16 protein-coding genes are annotated in these 20,353 nt (G+C 63.2%); 8 read left to right on the forward strand and 8 right to left on the reverse strand.

All coding sequences use genetic code 11. The annotated features are described in order from the left end of the window. The first annotated feature begins 127 nt into the window (after positions 1 to 127). The gene (gene selD, locus Q5H93_RS20330) at positions 128 to 1,195 is read left to right on the forward strand and encodes a selenide, water dikinase SelD (RefSeq protein ID WP_305008525.1); all 1,068 of its coding nucleotides are present in this window, start codon (positions 128 to 130) and stop codon (positions 1,193 to 1,195) included. A gap of 8 nt (positions 1,196 to 1,203) precedes the next feature. On the opposite strand, the gene Q5H93_RS20335 is transcribed toward selD, so the two are convergent. Together Q5H93_RS20335 and Q5H93_RS20340 are read right to left on the reverse strand one after the other, a co-directional pair. Next, positions 1,204 to 1,689, reverse strand: coding sequence for a hypothetical protein (locus tag Q5H93_RS20335; protein WP_305008526.1), 486 nt, complete (start codon positions 1,687 to 1,689; stop codon positions 1,204 to 1,206). A 1-nt stretch (position 1,690) separates the two neighbouring features. Continuing rightward, entirely contained in the window at positions 1,691 to 2,506 is an 816-nt protein-coding gene (locus Q5H93_RS20340; protein WP_305008527.1) for a 3'-5' exonuclease family protein, read from the reverse strand. A 106-nt stretch (positions 2,507 to 2,612) separates the two neighbouring features. Between Q5H93_RS20340 and Q5H93_RS20345 the strand changes: the two genes are divergently transcribed. From Q5H93_RS20345 to Q5H93_RS20355, 3 genes are all read left to right on the forward strand, one after another. Continuing rightward, positions 2,613 to 3,875, forward strand: coding sequence for a helix-turn-helix domain-containing protein (locus Q5H93_RS20345; protein WP_305008528.1), 1,263 nt, complete (start codon positions 2,613 to 2,615; stop codon positions 3,873 to 3,875). A gap of 89 nt (positions 3,876 to 3,964) precedes the next feature. Continuing rightward, positions 3,965 to 4,327 carry a hypothetical protein gene (locus tag Q5H93_RS20350; RefSeq protein WP_305008529.1) on the forward strand — a complete coding sequence of 121 codons (363 nt, stop codon included), beginning with the start codon at positions 3,965 to 3,967 and terminating at the stop codon, positions 4,325 to 4,327. 93 nt (positions 4,328 to 4,420) lie between these two features. After that, positions 4,421 to 6,922, forward strand: a complete 2,502-nt coding sequence (locus tag Q5H93_RS20355; protein ID WP_305008530.1) for a TonB-dependent receptor domain-containing protein — start codon at positions 4,421 to 4,423, stop codon at positions 6,920 to 6,922. A gap of 116 nt (positions 6,923 to 7,038) precedes the next feature. Here the strand turns inward: Q5H93_RS20355 and Q5H93_RS20360 are convergent, their stop codons facing one another. Together Q5H93_RS20360 and Q5H93_RS20365 are read right to left on the reverse strand one after the other, a co-directional pair. Then, a complete protein-coding gene (locus Q5H93_RS20360; protein WP_305008531.1) occupies positions 7,039 to 7,779 on the reverse strand; it encodes a LytR/AlgR family response regulator transcription factor in 741 nt (246 codons plus the stop codon). Positions 7,780 to 7,916: 137 nt separating this feature from the next. Continuing rightward, positions 7,917 to 8,933: a sensor histidine kinase gene (locus Q5H93_RS20365; protein WP_305008532.1), complete on the reverse strand. Its 1,017-nt coding sequence runs from the start codon at positions 8,931 to 8,933 to the stop codon at positions 7,917 to 7,919. Positions 8,934 to 9,111: 178 nt separating this feature from the next. Between Q5H93_RS20365 and Q5H93_RS20370 the strand changes: the two genes are divergently transcribed. From Q5H93_RS20370 to Q5H93_RS20385, 4 genes are all read left to right on the forward strand, one after another. Next, entirely contained in the window at positions 9,112 to 10,362 is a 1,251-nt protein-coding gene (locus Q5H93_RS20370; protein WP_305008533.1) for a carboxypeptidase-like regulatory domain-containing protein, read from the forward strand. A gap of 141 nt (positions 10,363 to 10,503) precedes the next feature. Continuing rightward, positions 10,504 to 12,693 (forward strand): M43 family zinc metalloprotease, encoded by a 2,190-nt coding sequence (locus Q5H93_RS20375; RefSeq protein ID WP_305008534.1) that lies wholly within the window; start codon positions 10,504 to 10,506, stop codon positions 12,691 to 12,693. A 367-nt stretch (positions 12,694 to 13,060) separates the two neighbouring features. Beyond that, positions 13,061 to 13,933 carry an ABC transporter ATP-binding protein gene (locus Q5H93_RS20380; RefSeq protein WP_305008535.1) on the forward strand — a complete coding sequence of 291 codons (873 nt, stop codon included), beginning with the start codon at positions 13,061 to 13,063 and terminating at the stop codon, positions 13,931 to 13,933. Positions 13,934 to 14,079: 146 nt separating this feature from the next. Then, complete coding sequence (locus Q5H93_RS20385) at positions 14,080 to 17,727, forward strand: ABC transporter permease/M1 family aminopeptidase (protein ID WP_305008536.1); 3,648 nt, start codon at positions 14,080 to 14,082, stop codon at positions 17,725 to 17,727. A 177-nt stretch (positions 17,728 to 17,904) separates the two neighbouring features. On the opposite strand, the gene Q5H93_RS20390 is transcribed toward Q5H93_RS20385, so the two are convergent. From Q5H93_RS20390 to Q5H93_RS20405, 4 genes are all read right to left on the reverse strand, one after another. Continuing rightward, complete coding sequence (locus Q5H93_RS20390) at positions 17,905 to 18,372, reverse strand: peptidase associated/transthyretin-like domain-containing protein (RefSeq protein ID WP_305008537.1); 468 nt, start codon at positions 18,370 to 18,372, stop codon at positions 17,905 to 17,907. A 242-nt stretch (positions 18,373 to 18,614) separates the two neighbouring features. Then, the gene (locus Q5H93_RS20395) at positions 18,615 to 19,043 is read right to left on the reverse strand and encodes a carboxypeptidase-like regulatory domain-containing protein (protein ID WP_305008538.1); all 429 of its coding nucleotides are present in this window, start codon (positions 19,041 to 19,043) and stop codon (positions 18,615 to 18,617) included. A 159-nt stretch (positions 19,044 to 19,202) separates the two neighbouring features. Then, positions 19,203 to 19,658: a carboxypeptidase-like regulatory domain-containing protein gene (locus Q5H93_RS20400; protein ID WP_305008540.1), complete on the reverse strand. Its 456-nt coding sequence runs from the start codon at positions 19,656 to 19,658 to the stop codon at positions 19,203 to 19,205. A 144-nt stretch (positions 19,659 to 19,802) separates the two neighbouring features. Continuing rightward, positions 19,803 to 20,177 (reverse strand): hypothetical protein, encoded by a 375-nt coding sequence (locus Q5H93_RS20405; protein ID WP_305008541.1) that lies wholly within the window; start codon positions 20,175 to 20,177, stop codon positions 19,803 to 19,805. Positions 20,178 to 20,353: the final 176 nt, after the last annotated feature.

Consider the following 20,353-nt stretch of genomic DNA (forward strand, 5'->3'; position numbering starts at 1 on the left):
GGTAGGCTCCGCCAACCCTGGGCTAGGTTACGAAACCCCGTTGGGGTTTGCCCACACTACCCGCATGTCGCCGCTTTAGCTTGGCTGACTCTTGGTTGGGGCTGATTAACTGCTAACGATTTAACCCATGAATCCCGAAACCACCTCCACCCCCGAAATCCGCCTCACCCAATACTCCCACGGCGCGGGCTGCGGCTGCAAAATCGCGCCCGGTGTGCTCGATAAAATCCTGCACAGCAACCTGCCGCAACCCAACTACGAAAACCTGCTGGTGGGCAACGGCAGCCGCGACGATGCCGCCGTGTACCGCCTGCCGGGCCCGGATGGCCAGTGCGTCATCAGCACCACCGACTTCTTCATGCCCATCGTCGACGATGCCTTCGACTTCGGGCGCATCGCCTCGGCCAATGCCATTTCCGACGTGTATGCCATGGGCGGGCGGCCGCTGCTGGCCATTGCCGTGCTGGGCTGGCCCATCGACAAGCTGGCCCCCGAGGTGGCGGCCCGCGTCACGGAAGGCGCCCGCGCCATCTGCGCCGAGGCGGGCATCCCGCTGGCCGGCGGCCATAGCATCGACTCGCCCGAGCCCATTTTCGGGCTGGCCGTGACGGGTTTGGTTAATGAATCCAACCTCAAGCGCAACGACACGGCCACCGCCGGCAGCCGCCTCTACCTCACCAAGCCGCTGGGCGTGGGCATCCTCAGCACCGCCCAGAAGCGCGGCCTGCTCAGCCCCGCCGATGCCGACGTAGCCCCGGCCCAGATGCGCCAGCTCAACAAGATAGGCGCCGAGCTGGGCGCCATCGCCGGCATCACGGCCATGACCGACGTCACCGGCTTCGGCCTGCTCGGCCACCTGGCCGAGGTGTGCGAAGGCAGCCGCCTGCAGGCCGTCATCGACTACTCCCGGGTGCCGCGCATTGCCGCGGCCGACACGTACTTGCAGCAAGGCGCCGTGCCCGGCGGCACCATACGCAACTTCCAGAGCTACGGCCACAAAGTGAGCGAGCTAACGGCCGAGCAGAAACACTACCTCTGCGACCCCCAGACCTCGGGTGGCCTGCTGGTGTGCGTGACGCCCGGCCCGGCCGAGGACGAGGCGCGGGCCCTGTTTGCCCGGCATGGGCTGGTGCTGGAGTCGTTTGGGGAACTGCGGGCGTATGTGGCGGGGGAGCCGTGGATTGTGGTGGAGTAACGTTGCACCTACGTGCAGTTATCAGGCTCGTATGGCCACACAATCATGTCTTCATCGAACTCTTCCTCATCGTCAGCAGGAGGATATTCTAAGGAGATGTAACTCTTATATGCCTGGGTAATTTCTCTGATTTCCTTTTCTATCGCGTGAGCTTGGGAATAATTGTCGCCCCAATCCGTGATAGAAATCCCAAATACCACCTTTGCGTCGTAGGTGAATTTGATAATAACGGTCTTGATATCGGAACGTAGTGCGACCTGCGTGTAGAAATTGAAGCCGTGGGTTGGATTACGCTCGGCGTAGTCCGTTAATTCGGCGATGGAATGTATGTCAAGCTCAACCATTGGGACAGTCGGATATTTCTCACGAGGCCAGACCTGTAAGAATGTATCTGTCAGTGGCTCGAGGCCCGCGCGCCAGCAGAAACGAGCCAGAAAACGCTCGACAGTAGCCGAGTTGCGCTCCAGCGAAAGGCCATAGATGTCGTAAAACATACTACACCACGCGCATCATCGAATCGACGGCGGCCGTGGCCGAGGTGTGCTGCACCAGCGGCCACAAATCCTGCATGCCGTTGAAATGCAGGTACACGCGGGCCGTGGTCAGCACATCTTTCTCGCAGTAGGTTTTGATGCGGGCCAGGTCTTTCTCGACCCAGTAGGTGTGGCCCACCTGCGAGCCGTCGATGTCGTCTTTAGGGGAGGGGATGTTGAAGACCCCCGCCAGCAGCGGCAGGCTGATGAAGCCCTTGTTGTCGCCGAACTTCCAGAGGTCCATCGTGTCGAGCAGGTGGGGCAGTTCCCAGGGCTTGAAGCCGGCCACGTCGAGCATGGGCGGGATGCTCTGGCCGCAGATGAGCATGCGGCGGCCCAGGTAGCCGTAGTCGAACTCGCGGCCGTTGTGGGCGCAGAGGAAGTGGCCGTCGGGCGTGGCGGCTTCCAGCTTGGCGTAGCGGGCCGGGCCGTAGGGCTGGTAGCGGTCCAGAAACTGCCGGAAGCCGCGCAGCACCACGCACTCATCGTCGTCGGCAAAGGACTTGGTGCGGAACTCCAGGGTATTGTCGGGCAGGTAGCGGAAGAAGCCCACCGAGATGCACACAATCTTGCCGAACTCGGCGTAGAGGCCGGCGTTGGGGTAGAGCTCGGCGTGGGTCTGGCCGGCTTCGAGCTCCTTGGAGTGCCGTTTCGAGCAGAATTTCTCCCACAGCAGCGAATGCACCTCCGACAGCTCGCCGTGCGTGGCGTGGCCCGACACGGTTTCAATGTCCACAAAGAAGATGCGGTTGAGGTTGACGTGGCGGAGGATGTTCATGGCCGGCGGAGTGTTACGAAAAAGTAAAGATAAGCGCAGGGCCGCATCGGCGCAAACCAGGCCGGCCCCGGCCCGCAACCAGCAAACGGCGCGTACTTTCGCGGCCATGTTATTCAGCTTCGGCCTGCGCAGCTCCTTACTGCTGCCCTTCGTGATGCCCGGCCTGGTGGCGGCGCTGTGGCTGCTGGGGCGGGGATGGCGGCGCGGCACCCCCACCGACGGGCTGCTGGCCCTGCTCATCCTGCTGCCCACGCTGAACGTGGCGCAGTGGATGCTGGGCTACGCCGGCTGGTACGACAGTCACGACGGCTACTCCACCACCATGTTTTACGTGCCCTGGCAGCTGGGACTGGCCCTGGGCCCGGCATACTATCTGTATTTCCGCAGCCTCACCAATCAGGAATTCCGGCTGCGGCCGCTGCGGCGGCACCTGGGGCCGGGCCTGGCGCAGCTGGCCTTGTTCGGGGCCGCCGCCCTCTACGACCTGCTTTGGCTGCGCGGCCTGCGCGGGCAGCCCCTGCCGGAGCACTACGGCACCAAAGGGCCCGCCGCCGTGGCCCTCGATGCCCTGAGCACGCCGCTGGCGCTGCTGGGCTACGCGCTGCTGCTGGGCTACGGCCTGCGCATGCTGGCCGACTACCGCCGCTACCGCCGCTACCTCGACGACAACTTCTCGGACCCCGAGCGGCTGCGCTTCTCGGGCCTGCGCCAGCTGCTGCTGCTGCAGCTCACCTGGCTGGGGTTGAATCTGCTCTATACCGGCTTGGATGCCGTGCTGGGGCCGTTCAGCTACGACGAAGCCTGGAACTTCTTCGCCCTGCGCGGCGGGCTGATTTACGGGCTCATCGTGGTGGGCATTCAGGCCAACTACGCCGCCGCCAGCAGCCCGCTGCGCTTCGATGCCGCCCCGGCCCCCGTGCCGCCGGCGGCGGAGCTGCCGCCCGTTGTGCTGGCGGTGGAGGCCGCGCCGGCGGCCGCTGCGGCGGCCCTTGCGCCGGCTCCCGTTGCCGCCGCCGAGCTAACGCCCGAGCTGCTGGCCCTGCGCGAAAAGCTGCTGACTTTAATGGCCACCGAGCAGCCCTGGCTGGAGCCCGAGCTCAGCCTGACCGAGCTCGCGCACCGCCTCAAAGCGGCCCCGGCCCAGCTCTCGCGCACCATCAACGCGGGCTGCGGACAAAACTTCAACGACTTCGTGAACAGCTACCGGGTGCGGGCCGCCGCCGCCCGGCTGGCCGACCCGCGCTTTGCCCACTACTCGCTGATTGGCGTGGCGCTGGATTGTGGTTTCAATTCTAAATCAACCTTTAACCGGGTGTTCAAGAAGCTAATGGGCCACCCGCCCAACGAGGTGGCGCGGCCCAAATCATAACTTGGGACGTCCCAATTCGGGATATGGGGCGACGGGCGTGGGCTGGAAAAAGACCTTTGGGCCATTCTTTTTCCTCACCCCCATTACCCATGAAAAACCTCCTCCTTGCCGCCCTCGCCAGCCTGAGCCTGGCGGCGGCCCCCGCCACCCTCCACTCGCACCTGCTCATCGATGCGGGCAAACAGTTTCTGCTGGGCGGCGGCCAGCCCGGCGCCTTCACCGTGCAGGGCCGGAACGTGGGCCCCGTGCCGGTAGCAGTGCGCGAAGAGCCCCGCACAGGGCCAGCCATTGGGCGCGGCACGCTGGCCCCCGGCGCCACCGCCCGCCTGAAGTTTGCGGCCGGCTCCACCGCCCGGCTTATCAACCTGGGAACGAAGCAGGCCGTGCTGGAGCTGGACGTGACCGGCGACACCGGGCAGCTGCGCATGACCTACGAACCCGCCCAGCGCTAACCGGCCATGTCAAATAAAATAATCTGGCCAAAGGCAACGTTTGACCGTGCCCCAGCATCCATAGCCCGAATTTCGCTGCTTTACTCCTTCATCATGCGCCTAACTTCTATCTGCTCACTGCTGCTTTTGGCGCTACTGCTGGCCTCCTGGCCGATGTCCTCTCACGCTCAAGGCACCGCCACGGCCGCGCCGGTGGCTTCGCTGGGCAGCATCAGCGGCGTGGTGCTCGATTCATTGAAAAAGGAGCCCGTGCCCTACGCCACCGTGGCCCTGCTGCCCGCCGCCACTACCGACAACACGCCCGTGACCGGCGTGGCCGCCGATGAGCAGGGCCGCTTCAGCATCAGTAAAGTAGCGGCCGGTAACTACCGCCTGCAAATCAGCTTCGTCGGCTTCACTACGCAAAGTCGCAATATCACCGTAAGCGCCGGCGACGACACCAAGGTGGGCTCCATCCGGCTGGCCGGGGCCACCCAGCAACTGGGCGAAGCCGTGGTAGTGGGCACCAAGCCAGTGGTGGAAGTGCGCCCCGACCGCCTCGTGTACAACGCCGCCCAGGACGCCACCAACGCCGGCGGCAACGCCCAGGACGTGCTGCGCAAAGCCCCCCTGCTGGCCGTCGACGGCGAAGGTAACGTGACCATGCGCGGCTCGGCCAATTTCAAGGTGCTGATTAATAATAAGCCCTCGCCCACCATGGCGGCGAACCTCAAGGATGCCCTAAAAAGCATTCCGGCCGAAAACATTCAGAGCGTGGAGGTCATCACCACGCCGCCGGCCAAGTACGACGGCGAAGGCACGGCGGGCATCATCAACATCGTGCTGAAAAAGGGCGTGAACCAGAAGCTGAACGGCAACGTGAATGCCTTCGGCGGCAACCGCAACCGGGGCCTGGAGGCCGGACTGAACTTCCGGCAGGGCAAGTTTGGCTTCACCTCGTCGGCCAGCGTGGGCAACTGGTACAACCCCATGGAGTTCCAGCGCAACCGCACCAGCTTCGACGCCGCCGGCAACCTGCAAAGCCGCGTGACGCAGCGCAGCGAAGGCGACAATCAAGGCGGCTGGCAGTACGTGACGATGGGCCTCGACTTCGACCCTGCCGAGCACCACAGCTTCAGCCTGGCCGGCACCTTCAACCACTATGCCGGCGACAACAAGCAAACCCCGCTCAACCAGACCGTGCTGGCTGATGGCACGGGCAGCCTCTTCAGCCGACGCGCCGTCAATGTATTTAGCGGCACCAACGCCGACCTGACCGCCACTTACACGCGCACCTTTAAGCAGCCCCGCCGCGAGTGGAGCGTGCTAGGCCAGTATTCGACCAACGGCAGCACCTTCGGCTACGATTTCGACCAGTATTACAACCGCTTGCCCGATGCCCTGACAGGCCGCCCCGACTACACCGAGCGCAGCCGCGGCCGCCAGCCCGGCCACGAAATCACCCTGCAAACCGACTACGTGCAGCCCCTGGGCAAAGACCAGACGCTGGAATTTGGCGCCAAAGCCATTTTCCGCAACACCGGCTCCAACGCCGACGTGGACACGCTCACGGCGGCCACCGATACTGGTTTTGGCCGCTCGCTACGCCGGGCCACCGACTTCGATTACGACCAGAACGTGCAGGCGCTTTACGGTATCTACTCCTTTAAGCTGGGCAAGAAGCTGAACCTGAGCCTGGGCACCCGCGCCGAGCGCACCGACCTGAAAGCCAACTTCCGCACCACCGAAACCGGCTTTGCCCGTGACTTTATCTCGGTATTGCCCAACGGCAGCGCGCAATACGCCTTCAACGACACCACCAGCGTGCGCGCGGCCTACAGCCGCCGCATCACCCGGCCGTACATCGACTTCCTCAACCCCTTCGTCAACCGCGCCGACCCATCGAACATCAACTACGGCAACCCCAACCTCGACCCCGAGCTAACGGACTCCTACGAACTGAGCTACAATACGATGGTCAAGAGTGTGTCGCTGAATATGTCGCTGTCGGCCCGCCGTACCAACAATGCCATTGAGCAGGTCACCATTCCTTCCGACTCGGCGGGCGTGACGGAAAGCACTTTCCGCAACGTGGCGGCCAACGCTTACTACCAGTTCAACGTGTATTTCTCGGCCAAGCCCCTGCCCAAGTGGGACATCAGCGGCGGGCCCGACGTGCAGTACATCACCCGCCGCAGCCCGGCGCTGGGCATTCGCCGCGAGGGTTTCACTGGCGGCCTCAACCTGAACAGCTCCTACCGCCTGCCCAAAGATTTTACCCTCAGTGCCTTCGCCTTCGGCTCGTTGCCGATGCCCGATTTGCAGGGCCGCGGCCCCGCCAACCTGTTCTACGGCTTTGCGGTGAAAAAGCAGCTGCTCAAGAAGAAGGCCGACCTGACGCTGAACGTGGCCAACCCCTTCAACAGCTACTGGGCTTATCAAAACCGTCTCGATACGCCTTTCTTCAGCGAAAACAACGAGTTTCGAGCGTACCAGCGCAGCTTTCGGGTGTCGTTCAACTACCGCTTCGGGCAAGAGCAGCAAGGCAAGCAGCGCAAGCAGATTCGCAACGACGACGTGAAGGGCGGCGGCGGCCGCCAGGGCGGTGGACAGTAGCGCACCCCACCCCCCAGCCCCCTCCCCTTCGGGAGAGGGGGAGCCAATCATGCGCAGTATTGTTTTCAATTGAAAATCGTCAGGCTCCCCCTCTCCCGAAGGGGAGGGGGCTGGGGTTACTTCAACGCCCGCAGCACGTCCTGCCGGTAGGTGTTGCCCACCGGCACCTCGGCGCCGCCTACGCGCAGCACGTTGCCTCTCAGGCGCTCCACGCTGGCCAGATTCACCAGGTACGACTTGTGGACGCGCAGAAACCGGGCGCTGGCCAGCTGGCTTTCCATCTGCTTCATCGTCTCGGCGGTGAGCAGCACGCGGCCCGAGGCCAGGTGGCACTTCACGAAATTGCCGTAGCCTTCCACGAAGCACAAATCGGCCAGCCGCACCCGCTCGGTGCCGGCGTCGGTCTTCAGGAAAATAGAATCGGTAGCGGGCTCGGCGGGAGTGGGGGTGGGCACTGGTAGAGCCGGCGCAACTGCCGGGGCCGGGGTCGCAATATGGCCCGCGTGCAGCCGGTTGATGGTTTTAATAAACCGCTCAAATCGAATGGGCTTCAGCAGGTAGTCAACCACGCCAAGGTCGAACGCATCGAGGGCGTGGGCGGCGTGGGCGGTGCAGAGCACTACGGCCGGCGGCTGCGGCAGGGCGCGCAGCAGCTCCAGGCCAGTGAGCTCGGGCATGTCCACGTCCAGAAACAGCACGTCGACGGGTGTAGTCTGCAAAAACGTGAGGGCCTCGATGGCCCCGTAGCAGCTGCCGGCCCAGATGGCCAGGGCGGGCAGCCGGTCGAGGTACGTCCGCATGACGGTGTGGGCCAGCGGTTCATCATCAACCAGTAGACAGCGGAGCGGAGCGGGCATTGGAATTAAAAATTATGAATTAAAAATTAAAAATTGATTCCCAACACCCAACACCCAACACCCAACACCCAACACCCAATACCCAACGCCCAACGCCCAACACCCAACACCCAACACCCAACACCCAACAATCAGCTTTACAGTACCAGCGCTAGCGTAGCCTGGTAATGTGCTTCGGTAGCCTCTACCGTAAACTGGTGCCGATTTCCGGGATAAAACTGGTCCAGCCGCGCCCGCAAGTTAGGCAGCCCCAGGCCCGAGGGCGCGGGGCGGAAGTGCGGCGGCACGCTGTTGTCGGTGCGCAGGGTGAGGCCCACGTCGCTCTGGCTGAGTTGAATGCGAATGGTATTTTCGCCGCTGGGGCCGATGGCGTGCTTGAAGCAGTTTTCTACTAAGGGCAGCAGCAGCAGCGGGGCCAGCGGGCGGTCGGGGTAGGGGAGGTCGGTGGTGAATTCGACCTGGGTGTTGCTGCGCAGGCGCAGTTTTTCGAGGCCGATGTAGTTGGCCAGATATTCGGCCTCTGTCCCCACGGTCACGGTGTTTTGGCGCGAGCTGTCGAGCTGGTAGCGCATGAGGCCGGCCAGCTGCAGCAGCGCCTCGGGCATTTGCGCGGGGGCGGTGAGGCTGAGGCCGTAGAGGTTGTTGAGGGTATTGAACAGGAAGTGCTGGTTGACCTGCGCCTTGAGCAGGCTGAGCTCGGTTTCGAGCTGCAGGGCGCGGAGCTTTTGCATCTGGAAATGACTGATGATGCCGCGGCGGGTGTAGCGGATAACCGTGGTAACCAACAGGGCGAAGAGAATACCGGTGGACGCATTTGCAAAATCGGACAGGTCATACACTTCGTCGTTGCCAATGACCGTGATGCGCGGCGAGTCGAAAAAGGCATCGAGCAGGGTGCCAAACAGCACGATGCCCAGCGTGGCCAGCGCGTAGCGGCCGTAGCGGCGCTGCTCCAGCAAGCGGCCCAGTACCCAGAAATGCAAGTAGATGGGCACGGCCAGCAGCGCCAGGTGCAGCGGGATGCTGCGCAGCATTTCCTCGGCTTTGGCCGCCGGCAGCACCGCCAGAAACATCGCCGCGATGATGCTTACCAGCAGCAGCCAGCCCAGCAGGTGCCGCAGCACCCGGTTTCGCCAAAAACGATTGATTTTCATGCTGCAAAAGTATTGCCGGGTTCCCGCTGGCCGCAAACTGAAATGACGAACCGCGTTGGTCCGCCGGGAGTGGGCGTTGGTCATTTTCTGCCGCGTAAAGGTCACTAAAAATAGCGCATGCCGCGCCGGCTTCAGACCTTTGAGCCATCAAACCAACGCACCTGTTTTGCTTCTCACTATGAAGATTCATCTGTCCCTCGTGCTGCTGCGCTCCGTTAGCTATGTGCTGCTGCGCTCCGTTAGCTATATGCTGCTGGCCAGCCTGCTGCTTGCTACGGCCGCCCTGGCCCAGCCCACCGCCCCGCTCAGCGGCACCGTGATTGATGCCCGCACGCAATTGCCCGTGCCGTTTGCCACGCTGGCCGTGCCCGGCCGCCCGGGCGGCACGGTATCAAACATCGAAGGCAGCTTCCGGCTGGAACTGCCCGCCGGCACCGATAGCGTGCGGGTGCAGGCCCTGGGCTACGCCCCGCTCACGCTGGCCGCCCGGGCGCTGCCCATGCCGCTCATCCTGCGCCTGCAGCCCCAGAGCTATACCCTGCAGGAAGTGGTGGTGACGGCCCTGAAGCCCGACGCCCTGCTGCGGCAGGCCGTGCGCAACACGACGGCCCGGCTGGCCAGCCCGTTGGGTTTGCAGGCCTACTACCGCGAGTTTACCAACTACAACGGCCAGGTAGCCAAGTTTGCCGATGCGCTGGTGGACTACTACATCGAAGGCAACCCGCGCCGGCCGCGCAGCCCGCAGGTGCAGGCGCGGGTGCAGCAGTCGCGCGCCGGCCAGCTGGCGCTGAGCAAGCAGGATGCGGCGGCAGCCATTCCCAACCCGGTGAGCGTGGATAAAATAGGGGCCTTTTATGACCCGCTCTACCACAATCCTTTCCTCGACAGCACGAAGTTCAAGCTCTACACCTACGTGCTGCTCGAAACGCCCGCCGGTGCGGCCGAAGCGCCCTACTACGAAGTGCGCTGCACCCCCGCCACCCACGAGCAGGACCACCTGCGCCAGGCCATTGTGCGCATCGACCGCCGCACGCTCACCATTCAGCATATCGAGAGTGAGGTGCCGAAAAACTTACAGCAGTACCTGTTCGGCCTCAGCCTGTTTGGCACCAAGGCCCAGCTCACGCAATACCGCCAGCGCACCGATTACCGCGAGCACAACGGCCGGCTCTACCCCAGCTTCGTGCGTTTTGAGTACTTCATGGATGTGACCAAGGACGGCGTGCTGACGCGCTACGCCTTCACGAGCGACATGCTGGTGCGCAGCTTGTTGAACAACCCCGCGCCCATTCCCCGCAAGGAGCAGTACGACGGCACGCTCTACCAGCGCGGCACCAGCTACCAGCGGCCCTACTGGAATGAGGGCAACGTGGTAGCCGCCACCGCCGCCGAGGAAGCCGCCATCAAGGCCCTGGAAACCGGCAAGTAAGCGCCCGCTCATCTTACGAATAACTCCCAAGAAAGCCCGCTGGCCGGCGCCTTCTGGGCAACTATGTCCGCTGAAGTCGCATCAAGCGCCCAACTCGCTGGCCGGCTACTGATTTGTCTTACTGTCTTTTCAACCTTCACCATGCTGAAAAAACTAACCTCCGTTCTTTTCGCCGCCGTCTGCGGCCTGAGCACCCTGCTGGCCGGCGCTCAAACCACTGCGCCCGCTGCTGCTCACCACGTCTGCGGTACCGAGGTGGTGCAGGAGCGCTACCTGGCCCAACACCCCGAGGCCCGCGCTGCCCAGCACGCGCTCTACCAGCGCCTGGCAACGATGGGCGCGGCGCAACAGCGCAGCACCACGGCGGCGGCCGATGTGACCATTCCGGTGGTCGTCCACGTCATTCATGCCGATGGGGCCGATAACATTTCGGATGCCCAGATTGCCTCGGCCATTGAGCTGCTCAACATTGATTACCAGAAGCAGAACGCCGACACGGCCAGCACTAGCCCGCTGTTTCAGCCGCTGGCGGCGGCCGTTGGCTTCCGGTTTCGGCTGGCCCGGCTGGACCCCAGCGGCGGCTGCACCACGGGCATCACCCGGCACTACGCCCCGGGGCTGGTGGTGGATGATTTCTCGGGCCGCCTGCAAAACCTCGTGAGCTGGGACACGCAGCGCTACCTCAACATCTGGGTGGTGAATGCCATTGTAGTGCCAGGCCTGAGCGGCACCATCGGCGGCTACTCGCCTTTGCCCCAGATGGCGGCGGGCCCGATGGATGGCCTGGTGGTGCGCCACGACTACTTCGGCAACTTGGGCACCAGTAGCCCGGCCAACGCCCTGCGGCGCGTGGCCACCCACGAAATTGGCCACCACTTTGGCCTGCTGCACACCTGGGGCAGCAGCTACGTGAGCAGCGGCAATTGCACCGACACCGACTACGTGGCCGACACCCCGCCCACCGATGGCAGTACCACTTGCAACCTGACGTATGCGCCCTGCGGCCCGGTAACCAACGTGCAGAATTACATGGACTACTCGGGTTGCTCCACCATGTTTACCCAGGGCCAGCGCACGCTGATGCGCAACGTGCTCCAGACCATACGCACCCAGGTTGCGACCCCCGCCAACCTGCTGGCTACCGGCACCAACGATGGCTACGTAGCCCCGGCCTGCCCGCCGGTGGCGCAGTTCTACCCCAGCCAGACGGTGCTGTGCGAGAACGCGGCCGTGACGTTTCACGACCAGTCGTACAACGTGGCGCCCGGCACGGCCCTCACGTACAGCTGGTCGTTCCCGGGCGGCACGCCGGCCACTTCCACCGCCGCCGCACCCACGGTAACCTACCCCACGGCCGGCTTCTACGACGTGAGCCTGACAGTGAGCAACGCATTGGGCAGCAGCGCTCCCACTACCTTCAGCCAGCTCATCCAGGTAAGCGGCGCCAGCTCGGGCGAAGTGGCCCCGCTGGCCGAGTCGTTTGAGCCCTACACCACTTTCCCCAACTACTACCCGGCCCCCACGCAGCGCAACTACGCCACGCGCTTCGAAAGCGCGACCAACCAGGCGCCCGGCAACGGCTGGGTGCGCCGCCAGGCCTCGGCCACCGTGGCGGCCGCCGATGGCAGTGCCTACCTCTGGGTGCCCAACCGCGCCCTCACCGGCGGCTTCGGCACGGCCACCAGCACGCTCATCACGCCCAACATCGACCTGCGCGCCCTCAACAACCCGGTGCTGAGCTTCAGTGAATTCTACGGTGCGGCCTCGGCCGCCGCCAACGTGGCGCTGACCGTGGCCGTCAGTCTCGACTGCGGCACCACCTGGACCGACGTGGCCACTTACGACAACGCGCAGCTCAACCTGACCGGTACCGCCTACTCGCGCAACGCCGCCCCGGCCACGCCCGCCGACTGGCGCAGGCTGCAGCTGCCCATTGCGCCCGCCTACCGCCAGAGCCCCCACTTCAAAGTGCGCTTCACCGCCACCCACGATGCCGCCGTGGCCGACAACCCGCTATACTTCGACAAGCTAAACATCTGCGAGGTGCTGAGTACGCAGGCGGCCCTGGCGCAGCGCAGCATCCGCGTATTCCCCAACCCACTCACTGCCGCAACCGCCGTGCAGTTCGACCTGCCCACTAGCGCCCAGGTGCAGGTGAGTCTCACCGATTTGCTGGGCCGTGAGGTGCTGCGCCTGCCCGGCCGCCGCTACCCGGCGGGCGCTTCGGTACTGCCGCTGGGGGCGGCAGCGAGCACGCTCCGGCCGGGCCTCTACGTGCTGCGCCTGAGCCTCGATAGCGAAACCTACAGCACGAAGCTGACCGTGGAGTAGTGACTTGTTAAAATTTCAAGGCAAACGGAAGCTAACGCAAGGCAAATGACTGCTATTTGCCTTGCGTTAGCTTCCGTTTGCTTTGTGTTTGGTGTAAACACAATTGAGTTTACGCCAAACACGATTGAGTTTACGCCAAACACGATTGAGTTTGCATCAAACACAATTGAGTTTATGTCAAACTGCTTTGTGTTTGTGCCAAATCATCTTAAATACCAGGTGCTATTACGACTGCCGTAGTCTTTCACAATCATTGTTGCGGCACAAAATCATTAGGCAAGCGCTACCTTACGGGCAACTATAGCCCTGCCGGCTGCATCATTCGCCCGGCTATTTCTCTACGCTTTTACACCTTCTCACCTCACCTATGCCGCTCACCATTACCAATCTTAGCAAGACCTACGCCAACGGCACCCGGGCCCTGCAAAACGTCAATCTGACCATCCCCACGGGCATGTTTGGCCTGCTCGGGCCCAACGGCGCGGGCAAAAGCTCGCTCATGCGCACCATCGCCACGCTGCAGGATGCCGACACCGGCTCCATCATGCTCGATGAGCTGAACGTGCTGGAAGACAAGGATGCCGTGCGCCGTGTGCTGGGCTACCTGCCCCAGGAGTTCGGCGTGTACCCCCGCGTATCGGCTGAAGAGCTGCTCGACCACCTCGCCGTGCTCAAAGGCATTGCCAACAACAAGGAGCGCAAGGAGATAGTGGAAGCCCTGCTGCAGCAAACCAACCTCTGGAACGCCCGCAAGAAAAACCTGGGCGGCTACTCCGGCGGCATGAAGCAGCGCTTCGGCATTGCCCAGGCCCTGCTCGGCAACCCCCGCCTCATCATCGTGGACGAACCCACCGCCGGCCTCGACCCCGCCGAGCGTAACCGTTTCCACAACCTGCTGAGCGAGATTGGCGAGAACATCATCGTCATCCTCAGTACCCACATTGTGAGCGACGTAACCGACCTCTGCCGCCACATGGCCATCATCAGCCAGGGCCAGGTGCGCCTGACGGGCGACCCGCTCTCGGTGATGGAGCAGCTGCGCGGTCAGGTGTGGCGTAAGCTGGTGAGCAAAGACGAGGTGGCCGCCGTGCAGGCGCAGCACCACGTTATCAGCTCGCGCTTGTTTGCCGGGCAAACCATTGTGCACGTGCTGAGTGATACGAAGCCGGAGGCCGGTTTCGAGGAAGTGAAGCCGGATTTGGAGGACGTGTATTTCGCGCAGATTAGCGAGCGGCGCTAACCCCACCCCCCTGGCCCCCTCCCCTTCGGGAGAGGGGGAGCATCTACTGCCTGTTCTGGCATCGTCAGGCTCCCCCTCTCCCGAAGGGGAGGGGGCCGGGGGGTGGGGTGAACCGGCTGCAAACTCTCACTTCAAATTCCTGCATCATGTTCTTACCCATATTTCTCTTCGAATTAAAATACCGCATCCGCCGCCCGGCTACGTGGATATACTTCATCCTCATGACGCTCATGGCGGGCCTGCTCACGGCCGCCGCCGGCGGCATCTTTGGCTCCGGCGTCAACGTCAGCCTGGGCGGCGACGGCGGCCGGGTGTTCATCAACTCGCCGCACTCCACCGCCGGCACGCTCATGGCCCTGAGCATGTTCGGCATGCTCATCACCTCGGCCGTGATGGGCAACCCCGTGTACCGCGACTTTGAGCACCGCACCTACTCGCTGTTCTACACCACGCCCATCACCAAGGCGGGCTACCTGGGCGGGCGCTTCTGGGGCTCGTTCGTTATTTGCGCTTTGATATTCAGCGGGCTCATGCTGGGCAGCTGGATTGGCGCGCTGCTGCCGGGCGTGGAGGCCGACAAGGTCGGGCCCTTCCACCTCAGCTCTTACCTCTGGCCCTTCGTGCTGCTGGTGCTGCCCAACCTGCTGCTGACGGGCGCCATCTTTTTCACCCTGGCCACGCTCACGCGCAACGTGTTGAGCATCTACATCGGCTCGGTGCTGCTGCTGATGCTCTCGCTGATGTCGCAGTCCTTTATCCGCGACCTCGACAGTGAGACGCTGGCCTCGGCCATCGACGGCTTTGGCCGGGCGGCCTTTACTTACACGGCGCGCTACTGGACGGCCGCCGAAAAGAACACCCGCCTGCTGCCGCTCAGCCACTATCTGGTGCTGAACCGCGCCGTGTGGCTGGCCTTCGCGCTCGGGCTGCTGGCCTTCTGCTACGCCCGCTTCCGCTTCTCGGCCTTCGCCGCCGATAAGGCGCCTTCGAAAGCCAAGCGCGCCGAAGCCGCGCTTGACCTGCCCACCGCCGTGGCCGGCATGGGCGGCCGGCTGGTGCTGCCCCGCGTCAGCCAGCTCTTCAGCGGCGCCATGAGCGGCCGGCAGTGGTGGAGCCTCACTAAGCTGGAGTTTCGCAGCATCGTGCGCAGCGTGTACTTCGCGGCCATCGTGGGCGCGGGCGTCATCTTCACGCTCACCGTGGGCTGGCAGGTGGGCAAGATGTACGACACCGAAACCTACCCCGTCACCAACGAAATGGTGGGCGTGCTGAGCGGCAACTTCTCGCTCTTCATCCTCATTATCATCACCTACTACTCGGGCGAGCTGGTGTGGCGCGAGCGCGACGCCGGCGTGGCCCAGATTACCGACGCCCTGCCCGTGCCCAACTGGGTGCCCTTCCTGAGCAAGCTCACCGCCCTGGGCCTCATTCAGGTGGTGCTGCTGGCCGTGGTGATGGCCTGCGGCCTGCTGCTGCAAACCGTGAAAGGCTACTTCCACTACGAGCCGGGCCTGTACCTGGAATCCCTGTTCGTGGTGCAGCTGCCTGATTTTCTGCTCATCTGCGTGCTGGCTATGCTGGTGCAGGTGCTGGTAAACAACAAGTACCTCGGCCACTTCGTGATGGTGGTGTACTACCTCTCGAACATTTTCAAAAGCCAGCTCGGCCTCACCCACAAGCTGCTCGACTACGGCGGCGACCCGGGCGTGAGCTACTCCGATATCAACGGTTACGGGCATTTCCTGTGGGGCTTCGGCTGGTTTAAGCTCTACTGGGCGGCGGGCGCCGTGCTGCTGGCCCTGGTAGCTAACCTTCTCTGGCAGCGCGGCACCGAAGCCCGCTTCAGCGGCCGCCTCACCGAGGCCCGCCGCCGCTGGGGCCGCCCGGCCTGGACGGCCCTGGCCCTGGGTGGCCTCACGATGCTCGTTACCGGCAGCTTTATTTTCTACAACACCAACGTGCAGAACGAGTACGTAACGCCCAAGGTGCAGGAAAAACGCCAGCTGGCCTACGAGCAGCAGTACCGCCGCCTCAAGGACGTGGCCCAGCCGCGCATCACCGAAGTCAACCTCAAAGCCGACATCTACCCCGAAACCCGGGGCGTGCACCTCGCCGGCTACTACTGGCTGAAAAACAAGCACGCCCGCCCGCTCGATTCCATCGTGGTGGTGTTTGCCGCCGCGCCCCGCGTGCGCCAGCTGGCGCTGGGCCGCCCGGCCACGCTGGTTATCAACGATACCACCTCGCACCTGCGTCTCTACCGGCTGGCCCAGCCCCTGGCCGCCGGCGACTCCCTGCGCCTCGACCTGGTGCTCGACTACCGCGAGCAGGGCTTCCCCAATTCCGGCTCCAACACCGACATCGTGCAGAACGGCACGTTCTTCAACTCGCAATACCTGCCCGGCATCGGCTACAACGAGGGCGGCGAGCTCGGCGACGATGACGTGCGCAAGCGCAACAAGCTCAAGCCTAAAGACCGCGCCCGCCCCGCCACCGATATGGCCGCCCGCCAGAACATGGGCTTGAGCCAGGACGCCGACTGGATTCGCTTCGAGGCCGTGGTGAGCACCAGCCCCGACCAGACGGCCATCGCCCCCGGCCGCCTCCTGAAAACGTGGACCTCCAACGACCGCCGCTACTTCCACTACAAGATGGAGCAGCCCATGCTCAACTTCTACACCTTCCTCTCGGGTCGGTACGAAGTATATAAGGATGCCTGGACCGACACCGCCGGCCACCGCACGGTGCCCATCGAAATCTACTACCAGAAGGGCCACGAGTATAACCTCAAGCGCATGGCTGAGGCCGTGAAGGCGTCGTTCGAATACTACACCGCCAATTTCAGCCCCTACCAGCACTCGCAGGTGCGCATCGTGGAGTTTCCGAAATACGCAAGCTTTGCCCAGAGCTTCGCGGGCACCATTCCCTTCTCCGAGAGCATCGGCTTCATTGCCAAGGTCAACCCCGACGACCCCGAGGATGTGGACTACCCCTTCTACGTGACGGCCCACGAGATGGCGCACCAGTGGTGGGGCCACCAGATTGCCGGCGCCAACGTGCAGGGCGAGACGATGCTCGTCGAAACCATGGCCCAGTACTCAGCCCTGATGGTGATGAAGCAGCGCTACGGCGCCAACAACATGGGCAAGTTCCTGAAATATGAGATGAACAGCTACCTCAGCGGCCGCGCTTTCGAGCGCAAAAAGGAGGTGCCGCTGGTGAAGGTTGAAAACCAGGGCTACATCCACTACCGCAAGGGTTCGGGCGTGATGTACGCCCTGCAGGACTACATCGGCGAGGCCAACGTCAATAAAGCCCTCCACAATTTCCTGCAAAAGCACGCCTACGAAACCGCGCCCTACAGCACCGCCCCGCAGCTGGTGCAGGAGTTCCGGGCCGTCACGCCCGACTCGTTGCAAGGCCTCGTCACTGACCTTTTCGACCGCATCACGCTCTACGAAAACCGCCTCACCGACGCCACCGCCAAGAAATTGCCCAACGGCCAGTACCAGGTCAGCCTCACCATCGAGAGCAAGAAGCTGGTGGCCGACAGCCTCGGCACCGAGCGCCCCGCGCCGCTCAACGACTACCTGCCCCTGGCCATCTTCCCCGAGCAGCCCGACGGCCAGCAGAAGCTGGTAGCCCCGCTGCTGCTCACCAAGCGCCGCCTGCACGCCGGCACCAACAAGCTGCAATTCGTGGTGCCCAGGCTGCCCGAGCGGGCGGCCATCGACCCGTATAACGAGCTGGTAGACCGCGTGCTGGCCGACAACAGCAAGAAGGTGAGCTTGTAAAAGAACAAAGTGGTAGTACGAACCAAAGGTCGGCGGAGCCAATTCCCCGCAGGGGTTCGTACTACCACTTTGCCGTTAGCACCATTAGCTAGCAGTTATAACAACGTCTAAGCGGTAGTACGAACCCCTGCGGGGAATTGGCTCCGCCGACCTTTGGTTCGTACTACCGCTTCGTTCTTACCGCCGCACCGAGCGCGAGGCCTTGCGCGACTGCTTGCGGGCGGTTTTCATGTACACTTTCAGGCTTTGGTTGCGCTTCACTTTGATGAAGTGAACCTTGGCCAGCGACACTTTGGTGCCGGCCTCACTGGGATTGAGGATGATTTCCTCGTCTTCGAAACCGGCGAAGCTCACCGTGGCCACTTGCGGCCCACCATCCGCAAGCACCGCCAGCTGAAACTCGCCCTCGGCATTGGCCACCGCTAGTTGCTGCGTGCTCCGGAGCTTGACAACCGCCCCGGGCAGGATGCCCGCCGGGCTCACCACCTTGCCGCGAATGACCGTGGTGGCGGGAGCCGTAGGCTCGGTAGTAGCGGCAACCACGGGCGTGCTGCCGGCCAGCGCATGCCGGGCCTGCGCCAGCGGAGCGGCAAACAGGGTGGCCGTGAAAGCAGTAGTCAGGGTCAGGAGTACGAACTTGCGCATAAAAGAGGGGCGTAAAAGCGGCGGTGTGTTTTGATGATACAAACCTAGCTTTAGCTCCCGGGCGCTATGCTTTTCTTCGTTCAAGTCCAGCCCCGGCCCGGCCAATGGCGACTTTATGCCCGGCGAAGGAACGCCGCAAAAAGCCCCGGCCGTAGCGGGCCGGGGCTGAGTAGTAGCGCGGACTTTGTAGTCCGCGAGTGGAAACGCTTGCTTTTGCGGACTACAGAGTCCGCGCTATTGTGCTACTTCGTAACGCGCTGCACCCGTTGCTTCAGCAGTTCGTAGGGCGTGCGCAGGTTGGTGCCCAGGTGGGCGGGCGCTACGGGAGCGGGGCGCAACAGCTGCAGCGTCGGGGCGGGCGCGTTGGCATCCAGGGTCAGCACTTCGGCTTCGAGGCCGGCGTAGGCGCAGGTTACTTCTACCTGGCTCAGGCCTTCGGGCAGGGGCAGGGCAAACTGCCCGTTGGCATCGGCTACGGCGATGGTGCGGGTGTGGGCCAGCCACACGGTGGCGCCGGGCAGGGCCCCCTGCGGCCCGCGCACCGTGCCGAAGAACACCCGTCCGGGCGCGGCCGTAAGCAGGGTATCGGTGGGAGCAGTGGGCGGGGTGGCGCGGCCGGGCAGCGAGCAAAACGACAGACCGAGGAGCAGAAAGAAGGTGGTAGTTTTCATGGGAAATGGTACCATTGAGAGAATGGAGTAGATTGTTCTGCCCCCTTTGATGCAGAAAACCCCGAGGCCGTTGCCCCGGGGCTTTACTAAAAGTCATGAGTTATGCTACCTGTAAGCACCAGCTCAAAACGCATACTTAATTAACGCATAACTCACTGTCTATTTCAACGCCCGCGACTCGCGCCGGGCCTGCTTGTGGGCAGTTTTCATGTAGGCTTTCAGGCTTTGCTTGCGCTTCACCTTGATGGGGTGGGCCGTGGTGAGCCGCAGGGTGGCATCCTGGGTGTTGGGGTCGATGGTGATTTCCTCATCCTCGAAGCCGGCGAAGCTAACGATGGCCGGCAGCGGCGCCCCGGCCGGCACGTTGAGCAAAAACATGCCGTTGGAATTGGTGATGGCCGAATGGGTGCCACCCTTGAGGGCGACGATGGCGCCGGGCAGCGGCCCCTCGGGCCCCACAATCTGCCCACGCAGGGAGATGGTATGCCCATCGGCGGCTTTGGCGTGGGAGCGGGCGGGGGTGGGGATGGTATGAGTATTGGGCTGGGCCAGGACCGCTGTGGTCAGGCCGAAGCTGAGCAGGACAGCCCCCAGAAGAGTCGAAGTGTGCAACATAGCGGTAGGAGAAAAGGACGAATAACTGCGGGCCCGCCGACCAGCCCAGAATGGAATACGAAAAAGCCCCGGAACGGGTGGTTCCGGGGCTGGCTTAACGGGGAAAGGCAAACAAAAGTGCCGCTGCCGGGCGTTATGAAACGGCTACGCGCTGGCTTCGGCCGGGGTGCTATCGGCGGGGCGGGGGCGGCCCCAGGCGGCACTGCAGCGGTCGCGCATCTGCTGGCGGAATTTCTCTTTTTCCTCGGTGCTGAGCTTGCTCATGCGCTCGGCCATGTGCTGCTTCATCTTGTAGTGGCGGGCCCACTCGCGCTTGTTGCCGCCGGGCTTGAAGCCGAACAGCAGGCGCCCCAGCAGCAGCAGCCCGTAGGCCTGGAGCAGGTTGATTTGGGGCAGCTTGAAGAGGTCCGGCATCAGCCAGTTCCACAAATACATGGTGCCGAAGCCCAGCGCGGCAATGAATAAGGCGGCGAAGAAAGCGAAGCGAAGGCCGCGCAGCAGCCAGAATTTACGGTTCATGATAAAGGATAAAAATCGGGGTGGGAAGAAGAGACAAATAAAGGAAGTACCTGCACTTGGCGCGGCTGGCTCTCGGCTTTTGGTGTTAGGTTTTTGGGTATTTGGTGTTAGGTTTTTGGGTATTTGGTGTTGGGTTTTTGGTCTTGGGATTCGTACGCTACCTAACACCTAACACC

The organism is Hymenobacter aranciens (assembly GCF_030580865.1).
Taxonomy (GTDB): Bacteria; Bacteroidota; Bacteroidia; order Cytophagales; family Hymenobacteraceae; genus Hymenobacter; species Hymenobacter aranciens.